The organism is Usitatibacter palustris (genome assembly GCF_013003985.1).
In the GTDB taxonomy this organism is placed as follows: domain Bacteria; phylum Pseudomonadota; class Gammaproteobacteria; order Burkholderiales; family Usitatibacteraceae; genus Usitatibacter; species Usitatibacter palustris.
The window spans coordinates 3,429,162-3,451,684 of sequence record NZ_CP053073.1 but is presented as its reverse complement, the minus strand read 5'-3'; the positions used below and the strand labels follow the sequence as shown (position 1 = coordinate 3,451,684).

At 67.0% G+C, this 22,523-nt stretch carries 17 protein-coding genes; 8 read left to right on the top strand and 9 right to left on the bottom strand.

Translation table 11 applies throughout. The features are described 5' to 3' along the window. Positions 1-2: 2 nt before the first annotated feature. The 3 genes from DSM104440_RS16885 to DSM104440_RS16875 form a co-directional block, all read right to left on the bottom strand. The gene (locus DSM104440_RS16885) at positions 3-3,842 is read right to left on the bottom strand and encodes a beta strand repeat-containing protein (protein ID WP_171164693.1); all 3,840 of its coding nucleotides are present in this window, start codon (positions 3,840-3,842) and stop codon (positions 3-5) included. A gap of 155 nt (positions 3,843-3,997) precedes the next feature. Next, entirely contained in the window at positions 3,998-5,221 is a 1,224-nt protein-coding gene (locus tag DSM104440_RS16880; protein WP_171164691.1) for a class I SAM-dependent methyltransferase, read from the bottom strand. After that, entirely contained in the window at positions 5,218-5,871 is a 654-nt protein-coding gene (locus DSM104440_RS16875; RefSeq protein WP_171164690.1) for a class I SAM-dependent methyltransferase, read from the bottom strand. Before DSM104440_RS16875 ends, DSM104440_RS16880 begins: the two co-directional genes overlap by 4 nt. Before the next feature lie 87 nt (positions 5,872-5,958). Between DSM104440_RS16875 and DSM104440_RS16870 the strand changes: the two genes are divergently transcribed. Genes DSM104440_RS16870 through DSM104440_RS16855 form a run of 4 tightly spaced genes read left to right on the top strand, consistent with a single transcriptional unit; the run spans position 5,959 to position 10,185 of the window. Further along, entirely contained in the window at positions 5,959-6,915 is a 957-nt protein-coding gene (locus DSM104440_RS16870) for a glycosyltransferase family 2 protein (protein ID WP_171164688.1), read from the top strand. Continuing rightward, positions 6,912-7,442, top strand: coding sequence for a dTDP-4-dehydrorhamnose 3,5-epimerase (rfbC, locus tag DSM104440_RS16865; protein WP_171164686.1), 531 nt, complete (start codon positions 6,912-6,914; stop codon positions 7,440-7,442). Before DSM104440_RS16870 ends, rfbC begins: the two co-directional genes overlap by 4 nt. After that, positions 7,439-8,356, top strand: coding sequence for an NAD-dependent epimerase/dehydratase family protein (locus tag DSM104440_RS16860; RefSeq protein WP_171164684.1), 918 nt, complete (start codon positions 7,439-7,441; stop codon positions 8,354-8,356). The genes rfbC and DSM104440_RS16860 overlap by 4 nt, the downstream gene beginning before the upstream one ends. Positions 8,357-8,358: 2 nt before the next feature. Then, positions 8,359-10,185 carry a hypothetical protein gene (locus DSM104440_RS16855; RefSeq protein WP_212758113.1) on the top strand — a complete coding sequence of 609 codons (1,827 nt, stop codon included), beginning with the start codon at positions 8,359-8,361 and terminating at the stop codon, positions 10,183-10,185. Here DSM104440_RS16855 and DSM104440_RS16850 read toward each other — a convergent pair. The 6 genes from DSM104440_RS16850 to DSM104440_RS16825 form a co-directional block, all read right to left on the bottom strand. Then, positions 10,169-11,173, bottom strand: a complete 1,005-nt coding sequence (locus DSM104440_RS16850) for a lysylphosphatidylglycerol synthase transmembrane domain-containing protein (protein ID WP_171164679.1) — start codon at positions 11,171-11,173, stop codon at positions 10,169-10,171. The two genes, DSM104440_RS16855 and DSM104440_RS16850, sit on opposite strands and share 17 nt — an antisense overlap. Further along, positions 11,170-11,910, bottom strand: coding sequence for an SDR family NAD(P)-dependent oxidoreductase (locus DSM104440_RS16845; protein ID WP_171164677.1), 741 nt, complete (start codon positions 11,908-11,910; stop codon positions 11,170-11,172). The genes DSM104440_RS16850 and DSM104440_RS16845 overlap by 4 nt, the downstream gene beginning before the upstream one ends. Beyond that, the gene (locus tag DSM104440_RS16840; RefSeq protein WP_171164674.1) at positions 11,907-13,238 is read right to left on the bottom strand and encodes an FAD-binding oxidoreductase; all 1,332 of its coding nucleotides are present in this window, start codon (positions 13,236-13,238) and stop codon (positions 11,907-11,909) included. Before DSM104440_RS16840 ends, DSM104440_RS16845 begins: the two co-directional genes overlap by 4 nt. 2 nt (positions 13,239-13,240) lie before the next feature. Continuing rightward, entirely contained in the window at positions 13,241-14,311 is a 1,071-nt protein-coding gene (gene rfbG, locus DSM104440_RS16835; RefSeq protein WP_171164672.1) for a CDP-glucose 4,6-dehydratase, read from the bottom strand. Next, complete coding sequence (rfbF, locus tag DSM104440_RS16830; protein ID WP_171164670.1) at positions 14,311-15,081, bottom strand: glucose-1-phosphate cytidylyltransferase; 771 nt, start codon at positions 15,079-15,081, stop codon at positions 14,311-14,313. The genes rfbG and rfbF overlap by 1 nt, the downstream gene beginning before the upstream one ends. Before the next feature lie 66 nt (positions 15,082-15,147). Beyond that, positions 15,148-18,135, bottom strand: a complete 2,988-nt coding sequence (locus tag DSM104440_RS16825) for an InlB B-repeat-containing protein (protein WP_212758112.1) — start codon at positions 18,133-18,135, stop codon at positions 15,148-15,150. A gap of 215 nt (positions 18,136-18,350) precedes the next feature. Between DSM104440_RS16825 and DSM104440_RS16820 the strand changes: the two genes are divergently transcribed. The 4 genes from DSM104440_RS16820 to DSM104440_RS16805 are packed head-to-tail and all read left to right on the top strand — an operon-like array spanning position 18,351 to position 22,523. Next, positions 18,351-18,944: a DUF7024 domain-containing protein gene (locus DSM104440_RS16820; RefSeq protein WP_171159567.1), complete on the top strand. Its 594-nt coding sequence runs from the start codon at positions 18,351-18,353 to the stop codon at positions 18,942-18,944. Between the two features lie 34 nt (positions 18,945-18,978). Next, positions 18,979-20,406 carry an MBOAT family O-acyltransferase gene (locus DSM104440_RS16815; protein WP_171164666.1) on the top strand — a complete coding sequence of 476 codons (1,428 nt, stop codon included), beginning with the start codon at positions 18,979-18,981 and terminating at the stop codon, positions 20,404-20,406. Positions 20,407-20,414: 8 nt separating this feature from the next. After that, positions 20,415-21,620, top strand: a complete 1,206-nt coding sequence (locus DSM104440_RS16810; RefSeq protein WP_171164664.1) for an alginate O-acetyltransferase AlgX-related protein — start codon at positions 20,415-20,417, stop codon at positions 21,618-21,620. A gap of 48 nt (positions 21,621-21,668) precedes the next feature. Further along, the gene (locus DSM104440_RS16805; RefSeq protein ID WP_171164662.1) at positions 21,669-22,523 is read left to right on the top strand and encodes a class I SAM-dependent methyltransferase; all 855 of its coding nucleotides are present in this window, start codon (positions 21,669-21,671) and stop codon (positions 22,521-22,523) included.

Genomic DNA, 22,523 nt, shown 5'->3' with positions numbered 1-22,523 from the left:
CCTTACTGCGCGACGGCATACACACCCACGAGGCCGACACCGGTCGTACTCGAGACGCCCTGCACGATCGCGGTGTACGCCCCTGGAGGTAGCGTGAGGTACACCGCAGGTTCGTTCGGATGCGCCGGCGCGAAGCCCGCGTTCTGGATCAGGGTGACGTCCCCCGGATTCGTCTGCGTCTGCCAGTTGTCGTTGGTGGCGATCACCACGCCGTCCGAAGCCCGCACGATCGTGATCATCGGGTTGTTGAGCGGGTTGGGGATGCCCGCGCCCGCGAGCGACGGGCCGGCCACCGTGATCACGACCGACTGCGTGTTGCTGCCCTGGACGATCAGGCCGGCGATCATCACGTCGTTGCCGGTACCCACGAAGCCGCGCGTCGAGATGTTGATGAGCGGTACTTCGGGTTCGGCGACTTCGTACACGCCGACCAATCCGATGCCCGTACCCACGCCGCCGGAAGCTTGCACGACCGCGGTGTACGCGCCCGGAGCGAGCGTCATCATGACCGCCGGCTCGGCCGGATGCGCCGGCGCGAAGCCTGCCGACTGGATCTGCGCGGCGTTCGCGGCTTGCTGCCAGTTGTCATTGGATCCGACCACCACGCCATCCGACGAGCGGATCAGCGTGAGGGTCGGGTTCGCGAGTGGGTTGGGGATGCCCGCGCCCGAGAGCGAAGGTCCGGCCACCGTGACGACCACCGTCTTGGCGGTCGGGCCACCGATGATCAGGCCCGCGATCATCACGTCGCCACCGGAGCCCACGAAGCCACGCGTCGAGAGGTTCGCGAGGCGCGGCAGCAGGATCGTCGCCATCGCCTGCAGGTTGCGTTGAACCTGCGGGGCCGCGGCGTAAGTGCCGTTGCCCGGCTGGTCCGCCGCCACCGTGCACGTGCCCGAGCTGTTGGCCGTGAGCACGTTGCCGCCGCTGATCGTGCAGATGCCCGGCGTGAGCGACGTGAACGTGACCGTGAGGCCGGAGTTGGCCGTCGCGCTGAGCGTGATGCTCTTCGTGACGCCGATGTAGGCCGTCGAGTTGAAGGTGATCGTCTGCGAGAGGCCGACGTTGAACGAGATCACCGAAGGCGACGCAGCCGAGTAGTTGCCGTTGGCCGCGACGTTGCCGGTGATCGTGCAAACGCCGTTCGAGATGCCGTTGATGGTGTTGCCCGTCACCGTGCACACGCCAGGCGTCTGGCTGGTGAGGGTCACGGCCTGGCCGGAGTTGGTCGTCACCGTGATGGGCGCGCTTCCGCCCGGCACGACTGTCGGGATCGTCCCGTAGGTGATCGTCTGCAGGCGACGGATGCTGCCGCCGTTGACGATGGTGACCGGCGCGCCGACTGCGGCGCCCGTGTTGGTCTTGAAGTTGGCCGTGAGGGAAATCGTGCCGATCGGGAAATCCGGCATGACCCAGTCGAAGAAGCCGCGGTCGGGAAGATCGGTAGCCACCGTGACCACGCCGCCGCCGCCGCTGGAGACCGCGGTGATCGTCACCAGGCGCGACGTCTGGGGCGACGACCACTCGATGCGTTCCACCGCGCCGACCTGCAAGGTGCGGCCGGCGTTGAGGTTGAGCGCATCGAACGCGCCTGTTGCGCCGCGTACTGCGAACACGCCATCCATTTCGTCGCAGTTGGTCACGCCGCCGCAGTTCGTGGCCGTCGTGCCACCGGAGCGCACGCGGAAGATCGCGTTGGCCGTGCCGGCGGCGGGCGTATTGACGCGCGTCGACGTGACGGGGTTCGACGCCGAGATGCCCGCGATGCTGGCGACCTGCCCCCAGCTCGCGCCGCCATCGGACGAAACGTCGACGGTGACGGGGGTGAGGTGCGACGGGTTGCTCCAGGCCACCCAGACGGACGTGGTCGTGTTGAACACGTCGTCACGGCCCGGGCTCACGATCTTGAGGTTGGCCGACATCACGTTGAACGTCGGGCCGTTCGAAGTCGTGCCGCGAACGGTTCCCGCCGCATCCTTGCAGGTTGCGACGACGTTGTTGGCGCCGGTGGCGATCGCGGGAATCGTGACGACCGCATAGCCCGTGTTGGGCGTGTTCACGACGAGGTTCTGCCCGCCGAGCGTGAAGGTGACGTACGAGCAGCCGGGAGCATCCCAGCGAAGGGTGCGCTGGCTGCCGATGGCGACCGCTGCGCCTGCGCGCGGCTCGGAGATCACCACGCCGAAACCGCGACCCAGGTTCTCGGACTGGTACGGGAAGCGGTCGACGACGTTGCCGGTGCCGCCCACCGTGTTGTGCGCGACGCCGTTGTACGGCGTGGCGCTGGGGTTGCCCGAGGGGCTGAAGTTGGTCCAGTAGTTGCCGCCGACGACCGAGAACCCGTCGATGAAGTGCGTCACGGGCGTTTCGTAGAGCGAGGAACCGGAACCGATGGTGCGATTGAGGTAGAACGCGAGGCCGGTGACGCTGTTGGGCGTCGTGTTCTGCGTCCACAGTCCGCGCTGGGTGCCGATGCTCGTGTTCGCGATCAATCGCGTGCCGGCGTTGGTGTTGCGGCCCGCGGTGCCATCCGTCTCGAGGGAGAAGCTGGCCTGGCACGTCGCGAACGTGCACGCCTGGGTGGGGCCCCCGAGGCCGGCGGTCGGCGACGAGAAGTTGCGCTGGAGCACTGTGTTGTCGGCATCGCGAACCACCACCTGCTCGAGCGGGTTATAGAGGTTCGCATTGCTGATGATGAAGTTGTTGTTCGGCTTCTGGCGGAAGGTCGTGTTGCCCGCCGGTGTGCAGTCGTTCATCGCGGTCTGGTCGCCCGAGATGTACGTGCCCAGCAGCCCGTGGTTGAAGCTGACGTTCCCGAGGAACATGTTGTTGCGGCCCTCGAAGATCGTGAGGCCGCCTTCGCCCGAACCCGTCACCGTGTTTCCGTACACCCACGTGCCGTCGCTCGCGCAGTTCGACCAGATGCCCGACGAGCCCGCGGTCAGTCCGTTGATCGGGAACGCGCTGTGGAGGACCTGGTTGCGGCCGGCGTAGTTGTTGAGCGACTTCGTCAGCGGCAGGCCATTGGGGGAGAGGTCGAAGATCGTGAAGGCCACGGCGTCGGCCTGCATGCCCTGTACCGTGTTGCCCTCGAAGCGGTTGTCGGACGTGTTGTAAAACACGACGCCACCGCCATTGAACGAGTACGCGGCGCCCGCGGAAACGCGCGGCTGCCCGAACGTGCTGTTGATGAACCGGTTGCCCGATCCGCCCAGGACCGAGAGGGCCGCGGCGCTGACGGCGACGGTGTTGGTCACGGTCGAATTCATCACCAGCGAATCGGTCGTGTCGATGAAGTTGATCGCGGTGTTGTGCGACGTGATCTGCACGTTGTCGAGCACGATGCGATCCGCGTTCTGCGTCTTGACCCCGAAGAAGGGGCCCGCCGTCGCGTTCGTGAAGATCATCACGTCCTTCAGCTTGATGTCGGTCAGCCGCCCTGCCGGCGCCGCCGTGAAGTTCTGCACCTGCACGCCACCTGTTCCCGTGATCGTGAGGTTGATGAGCTGAGCGCCGTTCGCGTTCTTGGTGGTCAGGTAATTAGTGAAGTAGAGCGCATGGTCGGCGCCGTTGGAAGCTGTGAGCGTGGTTTGCAAGGGCGTCGCGCCCAGGCCGCGCACGATGACGCCTACGCCGACCGCGAAGGACCCGTTGGATGGGAAGCCCGGCGGGGGAGTGTAGTTGCCCGGATTCAGGCAGAGCACCTGACCCGAAGTCATCCCCTGGATGGTCAGGGTGATGTCGTTGCCCGGGTTGATCGTGGTGTTGCAGGTCTGTGCCTGCACGTTCAGTGCGCCGAGCCCCAGTAAGGCGCCTACTACGGGGGCAATCCAACGGAACATGGGATTTCTCCTGGAAGGGGGTTCGCGGTGACAGTCTCGCGGACCTCACCATTATAAGGGGATAGACACCCCCGGACTGTGCAGGATTCCGCATTCCGGGCACGGCCAATCCGACATTCCTGTCGGGGTCCGGCGACGGGCGCGGTACTTTCTTGCTAAGAGAGGATCTGGAGCGCAGGCACTGCGACCACGAACTTCCCGCCCCAGTTCGCCGCGGGCTGCTGGCGGCGCACTTCATCGGCGATGTTCCAGGGCAGGATCACGACGAAGTCCGGTCGCTCGCGCGCGAGTGCCGCGGGTTCGACGACCGGAATGTGGCTGCCCGGCATGTACTTGCCCTGCTTCGAGGGCGCTGCATCGCAGACGAAGTCGATCGACGTCGCATCGATGCCCGCGTAGTTGAGCAGCGTGTTGCCTTTGGCGGCGGCGCCGTAACCTGCGATCCGCTTGCCCGCGCGCTTCTGTTCCTGCACGAACGCGCGGAAATCATCGCGCACGCGATCGGCTTTCGCCTGGAAACCCTGGTACGTCGCGAGCTTCGTGAGGCCGAAGGTTTCTTCTTCCGCGAAGAGCGCCGTGGCCGCGCCCGTGGTCGCGCGCGGATCGTTCGTGTGGCAGCCGTACACGCGCAGGCTGCCGCCGTGCGTCGGCAGGCGCTCGACGTCGAGTACGCGCAGGTCCGCGCGCTCGAAGATGGATCGCACGGCCGTGAGCGAGAGATACGAGAAATGCTCGTGATAGACCGTGTCGAACTGGCTCTCCGCGATGAGGCGCATGAGGTGCGGGAATTCCAGCGTGATGGTCCCGCCGGGCTTGAGCGCGATGCGCAGGCCCTTGGTGAAGTCGTTGATGTCGGGAACGTGGGCGTACACGTTGTTGCCCGCAATGAGGTCGGCCTGGCGTCCTTCATTCGCGAGCTTCGTCGCGATCCCGGTGCCGAAGAATTCGCGCAGGACCGGCACGCCGATCTTCTCCGCCGCCTCCGCCGTGCTCTGCGTGGGTTCGATGCCGAGGCAGGGGATGTTGCGCGGGAGGAAGTTCTTGAGGAGATAGCCGTCGTTCGAGGCCACCTCGATCACGAAGCTCTTCGAGGTGAGTGCGAGGCGCTTCGTGATCATCTCGACGTAGCGCGCGGCGTGATCGAGCCAGCCTTGCGACGTGGAGGAGAAGTACGCGTAGTCGCTCGCGAAGAGCTCGTCGGCGGCGGCGAAGTCCTCGGTCTGGACGAGCCAGCAGCGATCGCACGCGAACAGGCGCAGCGGATAAGTGGTCTCGGGCTTGCCGAGCGACTCGCGGGAAAGGTAGTTGTTCGACGGCGGCGCCGAACCGAGGTCGAGGAAAACGTGCGAGAGCTCAGCCTCGCAGTGGCGGCACTTCAAACGGGCGAACGCAGCCGGTACTTGCCGAACTGGAAGAACCAGGCGCGGCGCAACCACACCTTCTCGAAGCGGCCCTGCAGGATGGCGTGGAAGGATTTCTGCTCGGCGAGGAACTTGGGATACAGGCCCGTCTCGATCTCGAGTTTCATGACCGCGTATCGCTGGCCGACGGACTTCGAGATCCGGGGCAGGGGCGTCTTGAACGTCAGGAAATCCATGAGCGTGCGCAGGACGGTGGGGGCCGGTTCCATGACGCAAAGCAGGCCGCCCGGCTTCAGGACCCGCGCGACCTCGCGGATCGCGGCGTCGTAATCGTCGACGTGGTGGAAGACCATGCTCACGATCACGGCATCGGTGCAGGCATCGGGCAGGCCGGTTGCCGTCAGCGTTCCCTCGCGGACTTCGAACCCTTCCTTGCGCGCCCCTTCGAGGCACGTGAGGTCGGGCTCGACGCCCATGAGGTTCGTGTGGCCGCGAGAGCGCAGGAGCTTGAGGAGGTCCCCGTATCCGCAACCGATATCGACGATGCGGATGCCGACGGGCAGCTCGAACATCGCCGGGTCATGGTCGAGGACGCGGTTGAGGATGGACTTGTACGCACCAAAATGATCGGCGTACGTTGCGTCCTGGACGAATTCGGAATCTCGCATGTCGATGATTGTACATCGCGATTGTTGCTCTCAATTGGCCTGTATCATAGCGGCGCCCAAGATCGGGATGAGCGAGTGAGCGTTGCGATGCAAGCGTTGCCGCGGTTGGCGGTGATCTGTCCGGTGTTCAACGAGGAAGCGGTGATCCCGCTCTTCTTCGCGCGCCTGAAGCCGGTGCTCGACGGCATCGCCGCGCGCTACGAGACGCACGTCGTCTTCCTCAACAACGCCTCGACCGACGGCTCCCTCGATGCGGTGGCGAAGCTCCGCGCCGCGCACCCCAACGTCTTCGTCCTCTCGCTCAGCAAGAACTGCGGCTACCAGCGCTCCGTCGAGTGCGGCCTCCGCAATGCCCAGGGCGACCTCTTCGTCGTGATCGACGTGGACTGCGAAGACCCGCCCGAAATGATCCCGCGCTTCCTCGAGCTCATCGAGGAAGGCAACGACATCGTCTACGGCGAGCGCGTGGACCGCCCCGAGGGCGCGTTCCTCAAGGGCATGCGCAAGCTCTTCTACCGCGTGACCCGCGCGATCGCCGACGAGGACATCATCCTCGACATGGCGGAGTTCGCGATGATCACGCGCGAAGTCCGCGACGCCATTGCGCACGACACGAACTCGTTTCCGTTCATCCGCGCCTCGATCGGGCGAGTCGGGTTCCGGCGCGTGGGCGTGGCCTACCGGCGCGAGCCGCGCATCGCCGGCACGACGCACTACAACTTCATCGGGATGACGCTGTTCGCGATCGCGGGGATTCTTTCGTCCTCCACGCTCCTGCTGCGCCTGCCCGCCTATGCGTTTCCGTTCTGGGCCGCGCTCGTGGCCGGCCTCGGATGGGCCTATGGCGCCCACGGCGACCGGTGCGTGCTCGCGACGTTGATCGTCGTCGTCGCGCTGTATCTCGGGGCCACGGTCATGGCGGTTTCGATCTACGTCGCGCGCCTCTACAAGAACACGCTCGGCCGGCCCAACTTCATCCTGGACACCCGGCACTGCGCGCTCCAGCCGCCGTATGCAGGCGGCACGCTCGTCCGGCGGCGATGAAGTTTGCAACCACGTTGATCCCCGGGCTCGTCGTCGTGGACGTTGAGCGGCGCGAGGATGCCCGCGGTTTCTTCGGGCGTTCGTTCTGCGCCGAGGAGTTCGCCCGCGCCGGCCTCGATGCGCGCGTGGCCCAGTGCAGCGTGTCGCACAACGCGAAGCGCGGCACGCTGCGCGGCATGCACTGGCAGGCCGAACCGCATGCCGAAGCGAAGCTGGTGCGCTGCACGGCGGGCGCGATCTTCGATGTCGCGCTCGATCTGCGCCCGGATTCACCCACGTTCCGCAAGTGGGTCGGTTTCGAGCTCACGGCGGACAATCACCGCGCGCTCTACATCCCTCCCGGGTTTGGCCACGGTTTCCAGACACTCGCCGACAACAGCGAGGTGTACTACCAGATGTCGGTGCCCTACGTCCCGGAGGCCTCGCGCGGCGCGCGCTGGAACGATCCGTCGTTCGCGATCCGCTGGCCGGTCGCCGATCCGGTCGTTTCCGAGCGCGACGCGGGCTACGCGGATTTCGCGGCGTGAAGGTCCTGCTCACGGGGGCGACGGGATTCATCGGCGCGCGCGTGCTGCGCGTGCTCGAGGAACGCGGACACGAAGTCGCCGCGCTGGTCACGCCCGGACATTCGCTCAAGCGCCTCGAGGGTCATGCGCGCCTGCGCAAGATCGAAGGTGCGCTCGAGTCGATCGAGTCCGCGCGCGCAGGCATCGAGGCGTTCGCGCCCGAAGGCTGCGTGCACCTCGCGTGGTACGCCGAGCCGGGCAAGTACCTTCCTTCGCCGCGCAACCTCGATTGCCTCGCGGGAAGCATCGCGCTCCTGCGCCTGCTCGAGCGCGTTGGCTGCAGGCGCGTGGTGGCGGCGGGCACTTGCTTCGAGTACGCGCCGCAGGCGGCCCTGATGCGCGAGGACGGTCCGACGAAGCCCGAGACGCTCTATGCCGCGTGCAAGCTCTCGCTGGGGCTCATCGGCCAGCAGATGGCCGCACTCGGCGACTACACGTTCGCCTTCGGGCGCGTTTTCTACCTCTATGGTCCCGGCGAGGATCCCAGCCGCGTGATTCCCGCCGTGGCGCGCGCGATGCTCGCGGGCAAGGACTTCGATGCGAGCGCGGGCACGCAATTGCGCGATTACCTGCATGTCGATGACGTGGCTCGCGGCTTCGCAGTCCTTCTCGAGCGCGCGACGACCGGGACCTACAACATTGCCTCGGCGCGCCCGGTACCGATCGCCGAGATCATGACGATGGTGCGGCAACACGCCGGCACCGGAGCGAAGATCAACTTCGGAGCCGTGCCCCCCCGCGCGTATGACCCTCCTTCCATCGGCGGCGACAACGCGCGCCTGAAGGCGCTGGGCTGGAACCCGGAGGTCACGCTCGAGCAGGGGCTCGCTCGCGTCCTCGACGAAATGCGCGCGCAAGCCGCGGTGAACCCATGAAAATGATTCGCACTTCCCGTTGGATCCAGGCGGGCCTCGCGCTCGCGATCGTCTCGCCGGCCATATACTTCATCGCGATGACGCAGTACTCCGCGGTCACGCATCCGCACTGGGATCACGTGGAGCTCGCGAGATTCATCGTCGCCTACTACGACGGGACCCTGAGCTTCTGGGACCTGTTCGCGCCGCACAACCACACGCGACCCTTCCTGTATCGCCTGATCTACGTGGCCAACGCGGTGCTCACCCGGTGGGACATCCGCTCCGAGTACATCTACATGATCGGCGTCGGCCTCGCGACGTGGGCGGTCCATCTGTGGATCATCGTGCGCGTCATCGCACCCGGACGCCGCCTGCATGCGGCGGTCACGGCGGCGATCGCGGGCGTCCTGCTGTTTTCGCCGGTGGGGCATCACAACCATTGGTGGTCGATGATGCTGCCGCTCACGCTCGCCAACTTGTTGATGGTCGGTGCCATCGCGCTGCTCGCGCCCCACGCCGCTTCCTGGAAGCGCAACGTGGCGGCGGCCGCCTGCGCATGGCTCGCGACCTACACGCTGACCAACGGGCTCTTCGTGTTCCTGGTCGCGGCGATGGTCATGCAGGCGTCGGCCGTGCCCTGGCGCAAGCCCGGTCGCTGGGCCGTCTTCTGGATCCTCAACCTCATCCTCGCCCTGGCGCTTTACATGCCCGGGCTTCCGAAGGAACCCGCGACCGGCTCTCGCGGCATCATCGAGCTGACGGGCTTCGTGGTCGCGTACATCGGCTCACCGCTCGCGCACCTGATCTATTTCCCGTTCAAGGAACTGTTCCGCAGCTCCAACACGCTGATCTGGGCGGCGGCGATCGGCGGCGTCGTACTCCTCGTCACGGCCGACGCACTGAAAAGCGGGTGGGCCGGCATGCGCCGCCGCGAGCCCGCCGCGATGGTCCTTTATCTCTTCGTGGGCATCGGTCTCGTTTCGGCCGCGGCCACGGCGTGGGGCCGGGTTGCGTTCGACGCGCACGGGATCGGGTACTCGATCGCCAGCCGCTACGCGATCTTCGCGAGCTTTCCGCTGTTCGGCGTCCTCTACTATTACGCCGCGACCGGCGCGCCGGGCTCGTACCTGCGCAGGGGGCTCTCGCTTCTTCACCTGGGCCCACGCTTCGCCGCGTGCGCGCTTGTCGTGTTCATGGGAATCTCGATCAACAGCTATTACCGCGGGGTCCACATCTATCGCGAGGCGAACCTGCTCGACCAGCAACTCGCCAATGCCTTCAATCCCGAAGGCGTGCCGACCGCGGACGACGCGATCGTCTATCCCGACGGGCCGGCGGTTCAGGCGCTGCGCGACAAGTTGAAGAAGTACAAGCTCGGCCCCTATCGATTCGCGCGCGTGCTCAACGCGAAGCTCGGGTCGGCGACGCTCGCCAATGCCGAGGCCATCACGGCCGACCGCATCGTGACGCAGGAATTCCGCACGACGCATGCGGGGCTGAGCGTCCTTTCGTTCCAGGTCGTGACGTGGGGCAAGGTGCCGACGACGTACACGGTGGCGTGGAAGCTTCGCGGCAAGAATGCCTCGGGCTGGACCGATCTCGATCGCGGGACCCTGAACGCCGGCGAATTGCGCGACTGGTCGAACGTGCAGTTGTCGCTCGCCGCACCGACGGCACCCGAGTACCGCGAATTCGCGCTCGACTTCACCGCGCAGCCCGGCGGCGACACGGCCGCGCCGATCGGAATTCCCTTGTTCGTTCCCCAGGCGACGCTGCCCAAGTCGCTGCTGCAGCCGGTTGCCGGCGCAGAGGACAAGTTCGTGATGGCGCTTACGGCCCGCTTCTAGCCGGCTGCAGGCCGTGGGTGGCGACCCACACGATTCCACCGGGCACCGCGATCACGAGGTTTCCGAGGCCGTAAAGGATGGACAGGGCGAGCGCGCCATCCGATTGCACGCCGAGCATCCCGAGACCCACGACCATCGCGCTTTCGCGGACACCCCACCCGCCGATCGACACCGGGATGATCGTGGTGATGAGCACCGGCGGGATCATCACCAGGCAACCCATGAAGGTGAGCGGCAGGGCGAGGGCGCGCGCGATGCAGAAAGCGCACGCCACGAGGGACAGCTGCACGAAGACCGAGATCAACCCGGTCGCCGCGGCCTTGTTCCAGGGCGGACTGACGATCGAGCGCGCATCGGCAAGCACGCGGCGCAGGCGAGCGCCGAACTTGAACTTCGCGAGCGGCGCGACGACGATGGGTCCGAGGGCGAGGCCGGCGATGGCGATCGCCGTGAGCGCCCAGACGAACAGGCGCAGTGCCTCGAGGGCGCGGCTGTCGGACACGAGACTCGACGCGAGCACCTGGCCCACGGACGCGGTGAGCAGCAGGACCACGAATGCGATCGCGCGGTCCGAGAGGACCGACGATACCGATGCGCCGAGGTTGCCGCTCTCGCGCGAAGCAAGCCACGCGCGGACCACGTCGCCGCCGATTGCCGCGGGCATCGCCTGGCTGAAGAACTGGCCCACCATGGCCAGGCGCACCGCCATGCGGCGGGTCATCGGCAGCCCGAGGCGAAGCGCGATGCGCCGCCAGCGCAGGCCGCTCGCGACGAGTTGCGCGGCGAGCAGGGCAACCGCGGCGGCGAGCCACGCGGGATCGGCGTTGGCCACGCGCGCGGTCACCGCCGCGATGTCGATCTTGGAAACCAGGAGCGCCACCAGGCCCAGCGTGACCGCGATCTTCAGCACGAGGAAGATCGGATGGCGGGCCTTCGCGGGCTGCTCGACCTCGATCGCGGGATCCGCGTCGTTCGGGGATTCGCTCACGCGCGCCGCGCCATCATCCGGTAGACGAAGAACGGCACCGCCCGCACGATCGCCTCGACCAGGAACCAGAAGCGCGGCAGGTGCGCGACATGGCTCCGGCCGTCGAGCGAGGCGACGACACGCTCGGCCACGGAAGCGGGCGAGGCGACGGGCAGCGGCAGGCGCTTGCCGTAGGACTGCTGCGTGTCGAGATAGCCGATCACGTAGAAATGCACGCGAAGGCCGTGCGCTGCCCCGATGTGCATCAGGCTTTCGAAATAGGTGCGCAGCGCGCTCTTCGAGGCTGAGTAGATGACGTTCTTCGCGCGTCCGCGCGCTGCGGCGATCGAGCCGAACCCGGCGATGCATCCGGATTTGCGCGCGAGCATGCCCGGCAGGAATGCGCCGGCGAGATGCGTGATGCCGATGAGGTTCGCGCCGAAGAGCTCGAGCGCGCGATCGTCGGCGAGCATGCCGGTGTCGTCGTCGCGCGAGGCGCCGACCGGAAACAGCAGGTAGTCCACGGGCGCGTCCTTCTCGGCGAGCGCGCGAACTTCGCTCGCCCAGCCGGCTTCCGCGGTCACGCTACGCGCCAACGTGCGCACCGCGATGCCGTGCGTGAGCTCGAGGTGGCTCGCCAGGGCGCGCAAGTCACGCTCATCACTCGCGACGAGGAAGAGATCGATCTTCTTCGCCGCGAGGCATTCGGCCAGCGCCCGCCCCAGGCCCGCCGTCGCGCCGACGATGAGCGCCTTCACAGGCCGAGCCTTTCGGACATTTCCGAGCGGAACGTGCGCTTCGGATCGAACGCACGCAGTTGCTCGGCGAATGCGTCGTAGCCGGGGAACGCACGGCGCGCAACGGCCGCGGGCAGGCGTGAATCCTTGATCGCGTTCGGCACGAGTCCCATCTCGAGCGTGAGGCCGTCGAGGAACTCGAGGAACGCGGGCGCGGCCTCGGTGCGCGGAAAGTCGAGCGCGAAGTTCACGCCGCTGCCCGCGAAGCGAAGGAATCGCTGGTCCCCGCCGAAGAGTTTCGCCGAGGCGAGCGTGATGGGAATGGGTTTGCTGCGTACGCGCGACCACACGGCGTCGCAGAACGGCGCGAAGGCGGACTCGGGAATCACCGCCTGGAACTCGCAGAAGCCGCGCGCGCCGAAGAGCTTGAAGTACGCCGCACCCTTCGTCGCGAGGGGAAACATCGCATCGAAGAGCGGCACGCTCCGGGGTGAACGCTCGCGCAGCGAGAGGTGGCGATAGAGTGCGGTCGCGAGGGAAGCGGTCGGGCCATTCCAGCCGGCCACGGGAAAGGCGCTGCGCGTGTCCCAGCGCAGGTCGCTGGCTCGCGGCGTGCTCGCCGCCTTGTCGGGCGCGCCGGCGCGCGTTCCGCTCATGACGAATCCCGGACCCGGTGCCGACGTGTTGAAGTCGTGCCAGCTGTAGGCGAAGTCCGCGGATTCCGCGTGGCGCCTGAGGACCGCGGGGAGCGCGCGCGCATCGTCGACCGCTTCCGTGCGCACTTCCACCTGCGATCCCTCGATGGGCCGCGCGATCAGCGTCGCACTCAGGATGCATCCGGTCAGCCCGAAGCCGCCGCACGTGAGCTCGAACAGCGCGGCGTTCTGCGTTCGCGAAAGCGTCATCGTCCCGTGGGCTGGGTGGAAGAGCTCGAGGCTCGCGACCTGCGCCGAGAAGCAGCCGTCGCGCAGCTGGTTCTTGCCGTGGCACTCGGCCGCGATGCAACCGCCGACCGTGATGGCGGGAAATCCCGGCTGCGTCGGCAGGTACCAGCCGCGCGAGCGAAGGAATGCAAACAGGTCGCCGAGCGTGAGGCCGGCCTCGACGTGGACGTGACCCGTCGCCGTGTCGAACCCGAGGATCCGGTTGAAGGAACGATGATCGATCGAGGTCGCGCCCGCGCCGAAGCTCGCCGCCGCATACGAGTAGCCGCCGCCGCGCGAGATGAAATGCCCTTCACCGGCGAGCTGGTCGAAGAATCGGTAGCGATCGGGCCGCGCGACCGCGCTCTCGATGCGCATCCCTCCATCGAAGGATGCGATGGCCTCGACGCGCGTGGGCGACGCCACGCTCAGGCCGCCGCGCAGTAGGAGCGAATCTGGTTTTCGCTGAGGGTGCGCAGCACGCCCTGCGTCTTGCCCTGCGCGGCGGCGTACCACTCGACCGTGAGGCGCAGCGCTTCATCGAGCCCAAGCCGCGGCTTCCAACCGAGCCGCTCCAGCGCTTTCGTCGAATCGAGCATGAGCTTGCCCGCCTCGTGCGCATGCGGCACATCGTCGACACTCCAGCGCACCTTCCCGGGCCACAACTTCGCGAACTTCTCGACCACTTCACCCACCGGACGGTCGCCTCCGGGATCGGGGCCGAAATTCCAGGCCTCGGAAAAGTCGCCCGGCGCTTCGAACAGGCGCTGCGCGAGCAGGAGGTAACCATGCAACGGTTCGATCACGTGCTGCCAGGGTCGCGTCGCGCCCGGGTAGCGGATGCGTGTCTCGGCTCCGGCGTTGGCCGATCGCACGAGATCGGGAATGAGCCGGTCGGCCGCCCAGTCGCCGCCGCCGATCACGTTGCCCGCGCGCGCCGTGGCGAGTCCCACGTGCGGCGTGCGCTCCGCGAAGAACGAGCGGCGATAGGCATCGCACACCAGTTCCGTGCACGCCTTGCTGTTGCTGTAGGGATCGTGGCCGCCGAGCGCGTCGCCCTCGACATACGCGCGATCCCACTCCCGGTTTTCGTAGCACTTGTCGGTGGTGATCGCGACGATCGCGCGCACGCTCTTCGCGTGGCGGCAGGCCTCGAGCACGCTTGCGGTGCCCACCACGTTCGTGGCGTACGTTTCGATCGGCTCCCGATAGCCTTCCTTCACCAGGGGCTGGGCGGCGAGATGGAAGACGACTTCGGGATCGAATGATTCGATCACGCGGCGCGTGGCGCCGGCGTCGCGGATGTCACCGCGGTTGTCGGCCAGCAAGGTCGCGACGTCGCCCGCCGTGAAGAAGCTGGGCACCGTCGGCGGATCGAGCGCATAGCCCGCGACCTTCGCGCCGAGGCTCGCGAGCCACACCGAGAGCCAGCCGCCCTTGAAGCCGGTGTGGCCGGTCACGAGCACTCGCCGGCCGCGCCAGGCTGAAGGCTCGAGCATCACCACACCTTCCAGGGCGCCTTGCCTGTGGACCAGAGCTCCTCGAGCACGTTCTTGTCGCGCAGCGTGTCCATCGGCTGCCAGAAACCCTCGTGGTGGAAAGCACCGAGCTGGCCGTCGCGAGCGAGCCCCTCGAGCGGTTCGCGTTCCCACACGTCGAGGTCACCGCCCTTGAGGTACTTGAACGCCTCGGGCTGCAGCACGAAGAAGCCGCCGTTGATCAGGCCGCCATCGCCCGCGGGCTTCTCCACGAAGCCCGTGACGCGCTCGCCGTCGATGGAGAGCGCGCCGAACCGGCCGGGCGGGCGCACGGCGGTCACGGTCGCGATGCGCTTGCTCTTCTGGTGGTGGGCGACGAGCTTGCCCACGTCCACGTTCGCGACACCGTCGCCGTACGTGAGGCAGAACGGCGCATCCGAGACGTACTTCTCGACGCGCTTCAGGCGTCCGCCCGTCTGCGAGGCGTCGCCCGTGTCGATCAACGTCACGCGCCAGGGCTCGGAGGCTTTCTGGTGGACCTCCATGCGGTTGTCCACGAGGTCGAACGTCACGTCCGCGGTGTGCAGGAAGTAGTTCGCGAAGTACTCCTTGATGATGTAGCCCTTGTACCCCAGGCAGATCACGAAGTCGTTCACGCCGTGGGCGGAGTAGATCTTCATGATGTGCCAGAGGATCGGCTTGCCGCCGATCTCGACCATGGGCTTGGGGCGGATCGAGGATTCTTCGCTGATGCGGGAGCCGAGGCCTCCGGCGAGGATGACGACTTTCAAGAGAGCTCCAGGCGATTCATGGGTCCACGCGACGGTGGGCGGCCCAATAGTATCGAAACCCGGGCCCTACTGGACGGCGTAGACCCCCACGAGGCCCACGCCGATTCCCCCGACGCCCTGCACTATGGCCGTGTACGCGCCCGGCGGCAGCGAGAGGTAGACCGCGGGCTCCAGCGAATTGGCCGGGGCGAAGCCCACGGACTGGATCAGGCCGACGTGCGAGGGATCGGCCTGGACCTGCCAATTGTCGTTGGTGGCGATCACCGCGCCGTCGGACGAGCGAACGATCGTGAGGTGCGGATTGGCGAGCGGGTTCGGGATGCCCGCGCCCGAGAGCGAAGGGCCCGCGACGGTGATCACGACCCGCTGCTCGCCGATGCCGTGGATGATGAAGCCCGCGATCATCGCGTTGTTGCCCGTGCGTACCTGCCCGCGCGTGGAGATGTTGATGAGCGGCATGTGCGGGTTGTCGACTTCATAGAGTCCGACGAGGCCGATGCCGGTCGCCGTGACGCCCACGCCCTGCACGATCGCCGTGTACGCGCCCGGCGGGAGTGTCGCGATGATCGCCGGCTCGAACGCGTTGGCCGGCGCGAAGCCCGACGCCTGGATCCGCGCGAGGTCTTGCGGATTCGTCTGGAACTGCCAGTCGTCGTTGTTGCCGATGACCGTGTTGTCGGACATGCGCACGAGCGTGATCATCGGGTTCATGAGCGGCGACGTGACGCCGTGGTCGATCAGCGAGGGGCCGGCGACGGTCATGACGATCGTCTTGGGCTGGTTGCCGCCGATCACGAAACCGGAGATCAACACGTCGCTGCCCGAGAGGACCTGGCCGCGCGTCGAGAGGTTGGCGAGGCGCACGGTCGCGGGCGGATCGATGAAGGCGGCCGTCACCTGCGTCGCTGCGAGCAGCGTGACAACGCAGGGGCCGGTGCCGCTGCATCCGCCGCCGGTCCATCCGCCGAAGATGTGGTTGGGGTCGGATGTCGCGGTGAGGGTCACCATTGTCCCGGGCTCGAAGACCCGGAAGCAGGCCGCGCCGCAGTCGAGCCCCGCGGGCGATGAAGTCACGTTGCCCGCGCCATTGCCGGCTTTCGCGATCGCGAGTCCGAGCTGCGTCAGCGAGAACGTGGCGGACACCGACTTGGCCGCATCCACGGTGACCACGCAGGCGCCGGTGCCGGTGCAGGCTCCCGACCATCCGTCGAAGATCGAGTTCACCGCTGGCGTTGCGGTGAGGGCCACGTTCTCCCCCATCACGAAACTTGCGGCGCACACCGACCCGCAGTCGATTCCCGCGGGCGACGAGGACACGCTGCCCGATCCCGCGCCCGACTTGGTCACGGTGAGCGTGTTCAGCGCACCGAAGGTTGCGGTCAAGGACTTCGCCGCATCCATCGTCACCGCGCAGGCGCTGACTCCGGAACAGGCCCCGGACCAACCCTGGAAGACCGAGCCCGAATCGGGCGACGCCGTGAGCGTCACGAGCGTGCCCAGCGCGAAATTGGTCGCGCACGTCGCCCCGCACTCGATGCCTGCGGGGGTCGAGGCCACCAGGCCTGTTCCTGTACCTGCTTTCTCGATGGTGAGCGGCATCGTCGCGATGTTGAACGTAGCGATCACGGACATGGAAGCGTTCATCGTGACGACGCATGCGCCTGTTCCGGTGCACGCGCCGGACCAGCCGGCGAACACCGATGCCGGACCCTCGGCCGTTGCCGTGAGCGTGACCTGCGTGCCCGGGGCGAAGGTCGCCCCGCAGGCGCTGAGGCAGTCGATGGCGTCGGGGCTGGAGGTGACGAACCCCTGGCCGCTGCCGGCGAGCGTGACCGCAAGATGCGGCGCGGACATCACGCCGTCGAGGAAGGCGAGGACGGCCGGCTTCTGCGCCTCGCTCAGGGAATGGTCGGCATGCGCGGGATCGACGGCGAGCGCGATCGTGCGTCCGTCGCTGGGGGGCACCGTCACCCACTCGTAGAAACCGTCGCCGGGGGCCACGCGGAAGCAGCAGGGGTCCTGGCCGCTGAAGGCGAAGACACCGCCGAGTCGTCCGGCCGATCGAATGAGCTCCTCGTGGCCCACCACGGCATAGGTGCGCGGGCTCCATTGTTCCCAGTCGCCCAGATCGAACGGGCCGAACACCGATCCGAGGCGCATCGAATGGGGCGTTGCGCTGGCGATCGAGAGCACATAGTCCACCGAGGGGTGGATCGTGCCGATCCCGTTGGCCAGCATGGCGCCGCCCGAGCGGCCCGCCACGCCCAGCGGCCCGCTGGACCGCGCCCGGATGAAGTCGATGATCGCCATCTGCGGCGCCAGCATCTCGGTCCACAAGGGACTGACCGGCGCTCGCTCGTGGAGCACGTAATCTTCGTGGTCCAGGACGAGGGCCGCCGGGTCGCCCTGGTTGGTTCCGTAGAGGGGCATGTCCGCGAGGTACACGTCAAAGCCCAGGCTCGAGAGCCACTGGACGAAATCGGCCCCGGTGTCCAGGAACGAACCGCCGTGTCCCTCCGTGTAGAGGATCGACTTGCCCGAATACGGTCCGGATGGGTTCGTCGCACACTGGCGATAGAGGCGGACCGAACCGCTGAAGGCGGTCGGCACGGTACCCAGAAGCGCCATGCCGAAAACCGGATCGCATGGACCGGGCGCGGCGGCCAAGGTTGGAGGCGATGCGGCGAGCACTTCGTCCACGCCCATGCTCGCCAGGTAAACGGCGCGGACTTCAGCACGCGTCCTGTAGGGAATGGGCAGGAATGTGTCGCCGGCGAAGCGCGCGAAGAGGGCAAGATCGCCGTTTGGCGCCCGGTACGTGCCCTGCGCGAGCGAACCATCCGGCAGCACGGGCGGCACGGGAGAGAGCATCGACAAGGTCGTGCCCCGGTTCGAAGCCCATTGGATGAGGTCGGCCTGGGAGCAGGCGACCGAGAACGTCGGGTACCACCACTTGAAGCCTTCGTGGAGACACGCGAAATCCGGCACCGGCAGATCCTTCTGCGCTGCGGGAGGCGCAGCCGGGGCCGCCGTGATCCCGATGAGGAGGGTCACGAGGGCGGTCAGGAGACTGGCGTTGGTGCGCATCGACAAACGTGTGCCTATTCTTCTCGGGCGTTTGGGACATCGTGCGCCCGCCGCGATCCAGGGTGCTGCCGCAATTGCATCAAGTCGTGTGCTGAAAATTCCCTCGTTTCCACCTCGTCCGGAGTCCGCGGAGATGGCGGGCCGGCACGATACAATCCGCCCCTCATCTCGAACGACTCCCCATGAACAAGAAATCCTTCGCCGAAGCTGTCTTCCAGGGCGCCGTTCTCGTGGCGTGCCTGGCGTCCTGTAGCGACGAGCCGGACGCGAAGCGCCCGCCTGCGCCCGCTGCAGCCCCCGCGGCCCCGGCCCCGGTCGCGTCCGGGGGTTCCCCCATCGCCCTGGGTCCGCGGCACGAGGCCACGCTCGCGGAAGGCATCGACTTCACGAAACCGGGCTTCCCGGGTTTCCTGAAGGAGGTGAAGGGCGTGTCGGGCGCGGAATCATGGGGGCGCTGGACGGATGCGAATCTCGCACCGGCTGCGAGCTTTCGATTCGACCGTGCTTTGCCCAAGAGTTTCACGCTCGAGCTCAAGGCCACGGGCCTCGGGCCCAACGCCTATCAGCCGGTGAAAATTCGCGCCGGTTCGGTCGAGAGGACCCTCACCCTCGGCAATCCCGCCAAGGCCTCCTACCGGGTCGAGTTCAGCGGCGTCGATGTAGACACGATCGAGATCGTGCCCCCGGCACCCATTCGCCCCGGCGAAGTTTCGCCGCAGAACCCCGACACTCGCAAGCTCGGCCTCGGGCTGACCTCGCTGAAGATCCAGAACTGACCGGCCGCTCCAGGCGTCCCGAGCCGGCCGGCCGATGCTTTTCACCGACCCCCTTTTCCTCTTCTACTTCCTGCCCGCGAGCCTGCTGTTGCTGCGCGTGGCCGGGTGGGGTGGCCGCTTCACGGCGGTGGCGAAGCTCGCGATCATCGTCGCGACGCTGGTTTTCTACGCGTACGGCAACTGGCTCTGGCCGCTGCTGTTCATCGCGGTCGTTTCGGGGACGTATGGCTTCGCGCTCATCGCCGTACGCTCCGACCGGCCCGGCGTGCGGCGCGCTGCCGTGGCCGGCGCCGTCGTCTACGCGCTCGCCTTCCTCGCCCTCTTCAAGTACCTGAACTGGCTTGCGACGCTGGTGCCGGCCCTGAAGGGGCTGCAGGCCGCGCTCTCGCCGTACTTCGGCAGCGGCGGAACGATCGAGCTGCCGCCGGGCATCTCGTTCTACGTTTTCGAGGCGCTGAGCTTTTCCATCGACGCCTATCGCGGACGCATCACGCGTCCGGTGCGCCCGCTCGACTACCTGACATTCCTCGCGATGTTCCCGCGCTTCATCGCGGGACCGATCGTGCGATATCCGGACATGCACGCGCAGTTCGCCGCCTGGGACGGACCGCGCCTCGCGCACGGCCTGTCGGTGTTCGCGCTGGGCTTCGCCATCAAGAGCCTGTTCGCCGACCAGTTCGCGGTTTTCGTCCCCTATGGGTTCGCGGTCGCGCGGCCCGATTTCCTGCAGGCGTGGACCGGCGCGCTCGCCTATACCTTCCAGCTCTACTTCGATTTCTGGGGCTACTCGCTCATGGCCACGGGGCTGGGCCTGTGCCTTGGGTTCCGCTTCCCCGACAACTTCCGCTCTCCCTACCGCGCCGTCGGATTCGCCGATTTCTGGCGGCGCTGGCACATCACGTTGTCCCAGTGGTTGCGCGACTACCTGTACGTGAGCCTCGGAGGCAACCGCTGCGCGCCCTGGCGCGTGCAGCTCAACGTCTTCCTCACGATGGTGATCGGCGGGCTGTGGCACGGTGCGAGCTTCACCTTCGTGGCGTGGGGCGCGTACCACGGTGCCTTGCTGGTGGTCGAACGTTGGGTGGGCGAGTCGCGGCTCGAGCGCGTGCCCGTGCTCGCGAGACAGGCGGGCACATTCCTGCTCGTGGTCATCGGATGGGTCTTCTTCCGCAGCGACACCTTCTCGCAGGCAGCGGGCGTGCTGGCGGGCATGACGGGGTTCAACGGGTTCGCGTCGCAGTTCACTCCCCTGCTCGCGCAGAAGCACTTGCCTTCCGTGTTGCTCGTCGTCGTGGCGCTCCTGTTCTTCTGGCGCCTCGAGCCGAGGGTCGTCGGTGCGGAGCCCATGGCGGGCCGGGCATTCGCGGCGCGGACCCAGTGGTTGCTGTTCGCTGCTTTCGTGTTCGCGGTCCTCGTGAGCATGAGCAGCCGCGAGATCCCGTTCCTCTACTTCCAGTTCTGATCTGACGCATGCGCGCCAACTCCGTCGTCTGGGCCTATGCCGCGCTCACCGCCTTGTTCCTCGGCGGCGCGTGGTTGCGCCTGCCGTATGGCGAGGGTTTGCGCTTTCCCACGCTGCTCATCGAGCGAAATGCCGAACAGAACGTCGGCGGGTGGGTGCCGGCCGGATTGCCGCAGCTTGACCAGGCTCGCCTGCGGCGCAGCGTCGCGCGTATTTCCACGGTGAGGCTCGCCCGGGAAGCCGGCAACAGCGTTCGCGTCGCGGGAGGGCAGGTCGTCGAATGGGCCATCTGGGGCGGACAGGAGCCCTTGATGCTCTTTCCCAATCTCGACTTGTGGGTCTCGCGGGGCCTCACGCCCGAGGTCGAGGCGGATCTCGTTCGCGCCGCGCAGGTGATCGGTGCGTACGAAAAGCGTCTCAAGCAGGAAGGCTGGACGCTTGTTGTCCTCGCGGTGCCGGCGAAGCTGGGGACCCACCGCGAGCTCGCCCGATGGCCGATCGGGGAAGCGAATCTCCTGAGCAGGGACCTGGTTCTCGCCGATCGCTCCGACGCCGTCCATGGATTCTTCATCGAGAAGCTGGCGCGCGAAGGCGTTCCCGCTGTCGACCTGCAGTCCCTGTACCGGAGCGCGATTGCCCGTCGGCCCGAGACGCTGCTCTTCGTGCCCGGCGACAGCCATTGGACGGGTGTGGGCATCGAGCTCGCCGCGAACGCGACCGCCCAGCTCATCGCGCGCAGTTCCACGCTGGTGGCCCGGGTGCCGCGAGATCCCACGTATCTCGAGTTCGACCACGTGGGGGACATGGCGAAAGTGTTCGACCCGTTGCCGGCGCTCAACACCTGGCTCAAGCCCGTGTGGACGTATCGCGAAAGGCTCCTGAACGGCGAGGCGGGCCGCGGCTACCCCTATCCCCAGAAGCCCTCGGGCCTGGTCGCGGCTGTCGGCACGAGCTACACGGGGCAGTACACGTGGCTCGCGCAGCCCGTCGGGTTCGCGTGGCAGCTCGGGCTGCACCTGGACAACGTCGAAGTGCAGAATCTGCCGCATGCCGGCCAGGGCTCCTTCTTCGCGTTCGAGCTATTCTGGAAAAGGCGCAACGAAATCTACGCCGAGTTCAGCACCCGCCACGGGCCCGGCAAGCCCAAGGTCGTGGTGTGGGAGTTCCCGCTTCGCGACGTGCGCGGGATGCTGACCGCGCCCCCGCCGAACTAGACCCGAAACCGCACTCAGCAACGACTTCGCACGAGAGGAAACATCCCCTTGACCTACGATTCGACGATCGCCGCGGCGATGAACTTCGCGCCCCCCGGCCATTTCTATTCTCCCCACCCGCTGCTGGACGATGTCGCGAGCGGGCACGCCGCGGTCTGCCAGTCGTACGAAAACGTCGAGGGCATCGACCTCAACGAGGCCGAACAGCTCGCGTTGTTCCGCCGCGCCTGCGAGAGCGATCCGGTCGGACCGTGGAGCGCGGAGAAGACGGCGGGGTTGAGGTACTACTACGACAACTTCTTCTTTCGCTTCGGCGACGCCAACGCCGTCTGGCACATCGCGAAGTCCTTTCGCCCGCGGCGCGTCGTGGAAGTCGGCAGCGGTTTTTCGACGGCGTGCTGGCTCGATTGCATCGACAAGCTCAAGCTCGAATGCGACGTTCACTGCATTGAACCGTTTCCCGACCGCCTGATGGAGCTGTGCGAGGCGGATGTCGCCGCGCGCAAACTCACGCTGGCCCGGCAACCCGTGCAGGATTTTTCCCCGGAGTTCTTCCGCGGCCTCGGGAAGGGTGATGTCCTGTTCATCGACTCCACCCACGTCACGAAGTCGGGCAGCGACGTGAACCATCTCGTCTTCAGCGTGCTACCGCAGCTGGCGCCGGGAGTCCTGGTTCACTTCCACGACATCTTCTGGCCCTTTGAGTATCCGAAGGAGTGGTACCTCGAGGGCCGGGCGTGGAACGAGTGCTTCCTGCTGAGGGCGTTCCTGCAGTTCAACACCGCGTACAGGATGCTCCGCTTCAACTCCTACCTCGGCGCGAAGCATTCGGAAGTGTTGAGTGCCGTCGATCCCCGCTTCGCCGGCGATTCGGGCGGGAGCCTCTGGCTGGTCAGGCAATAA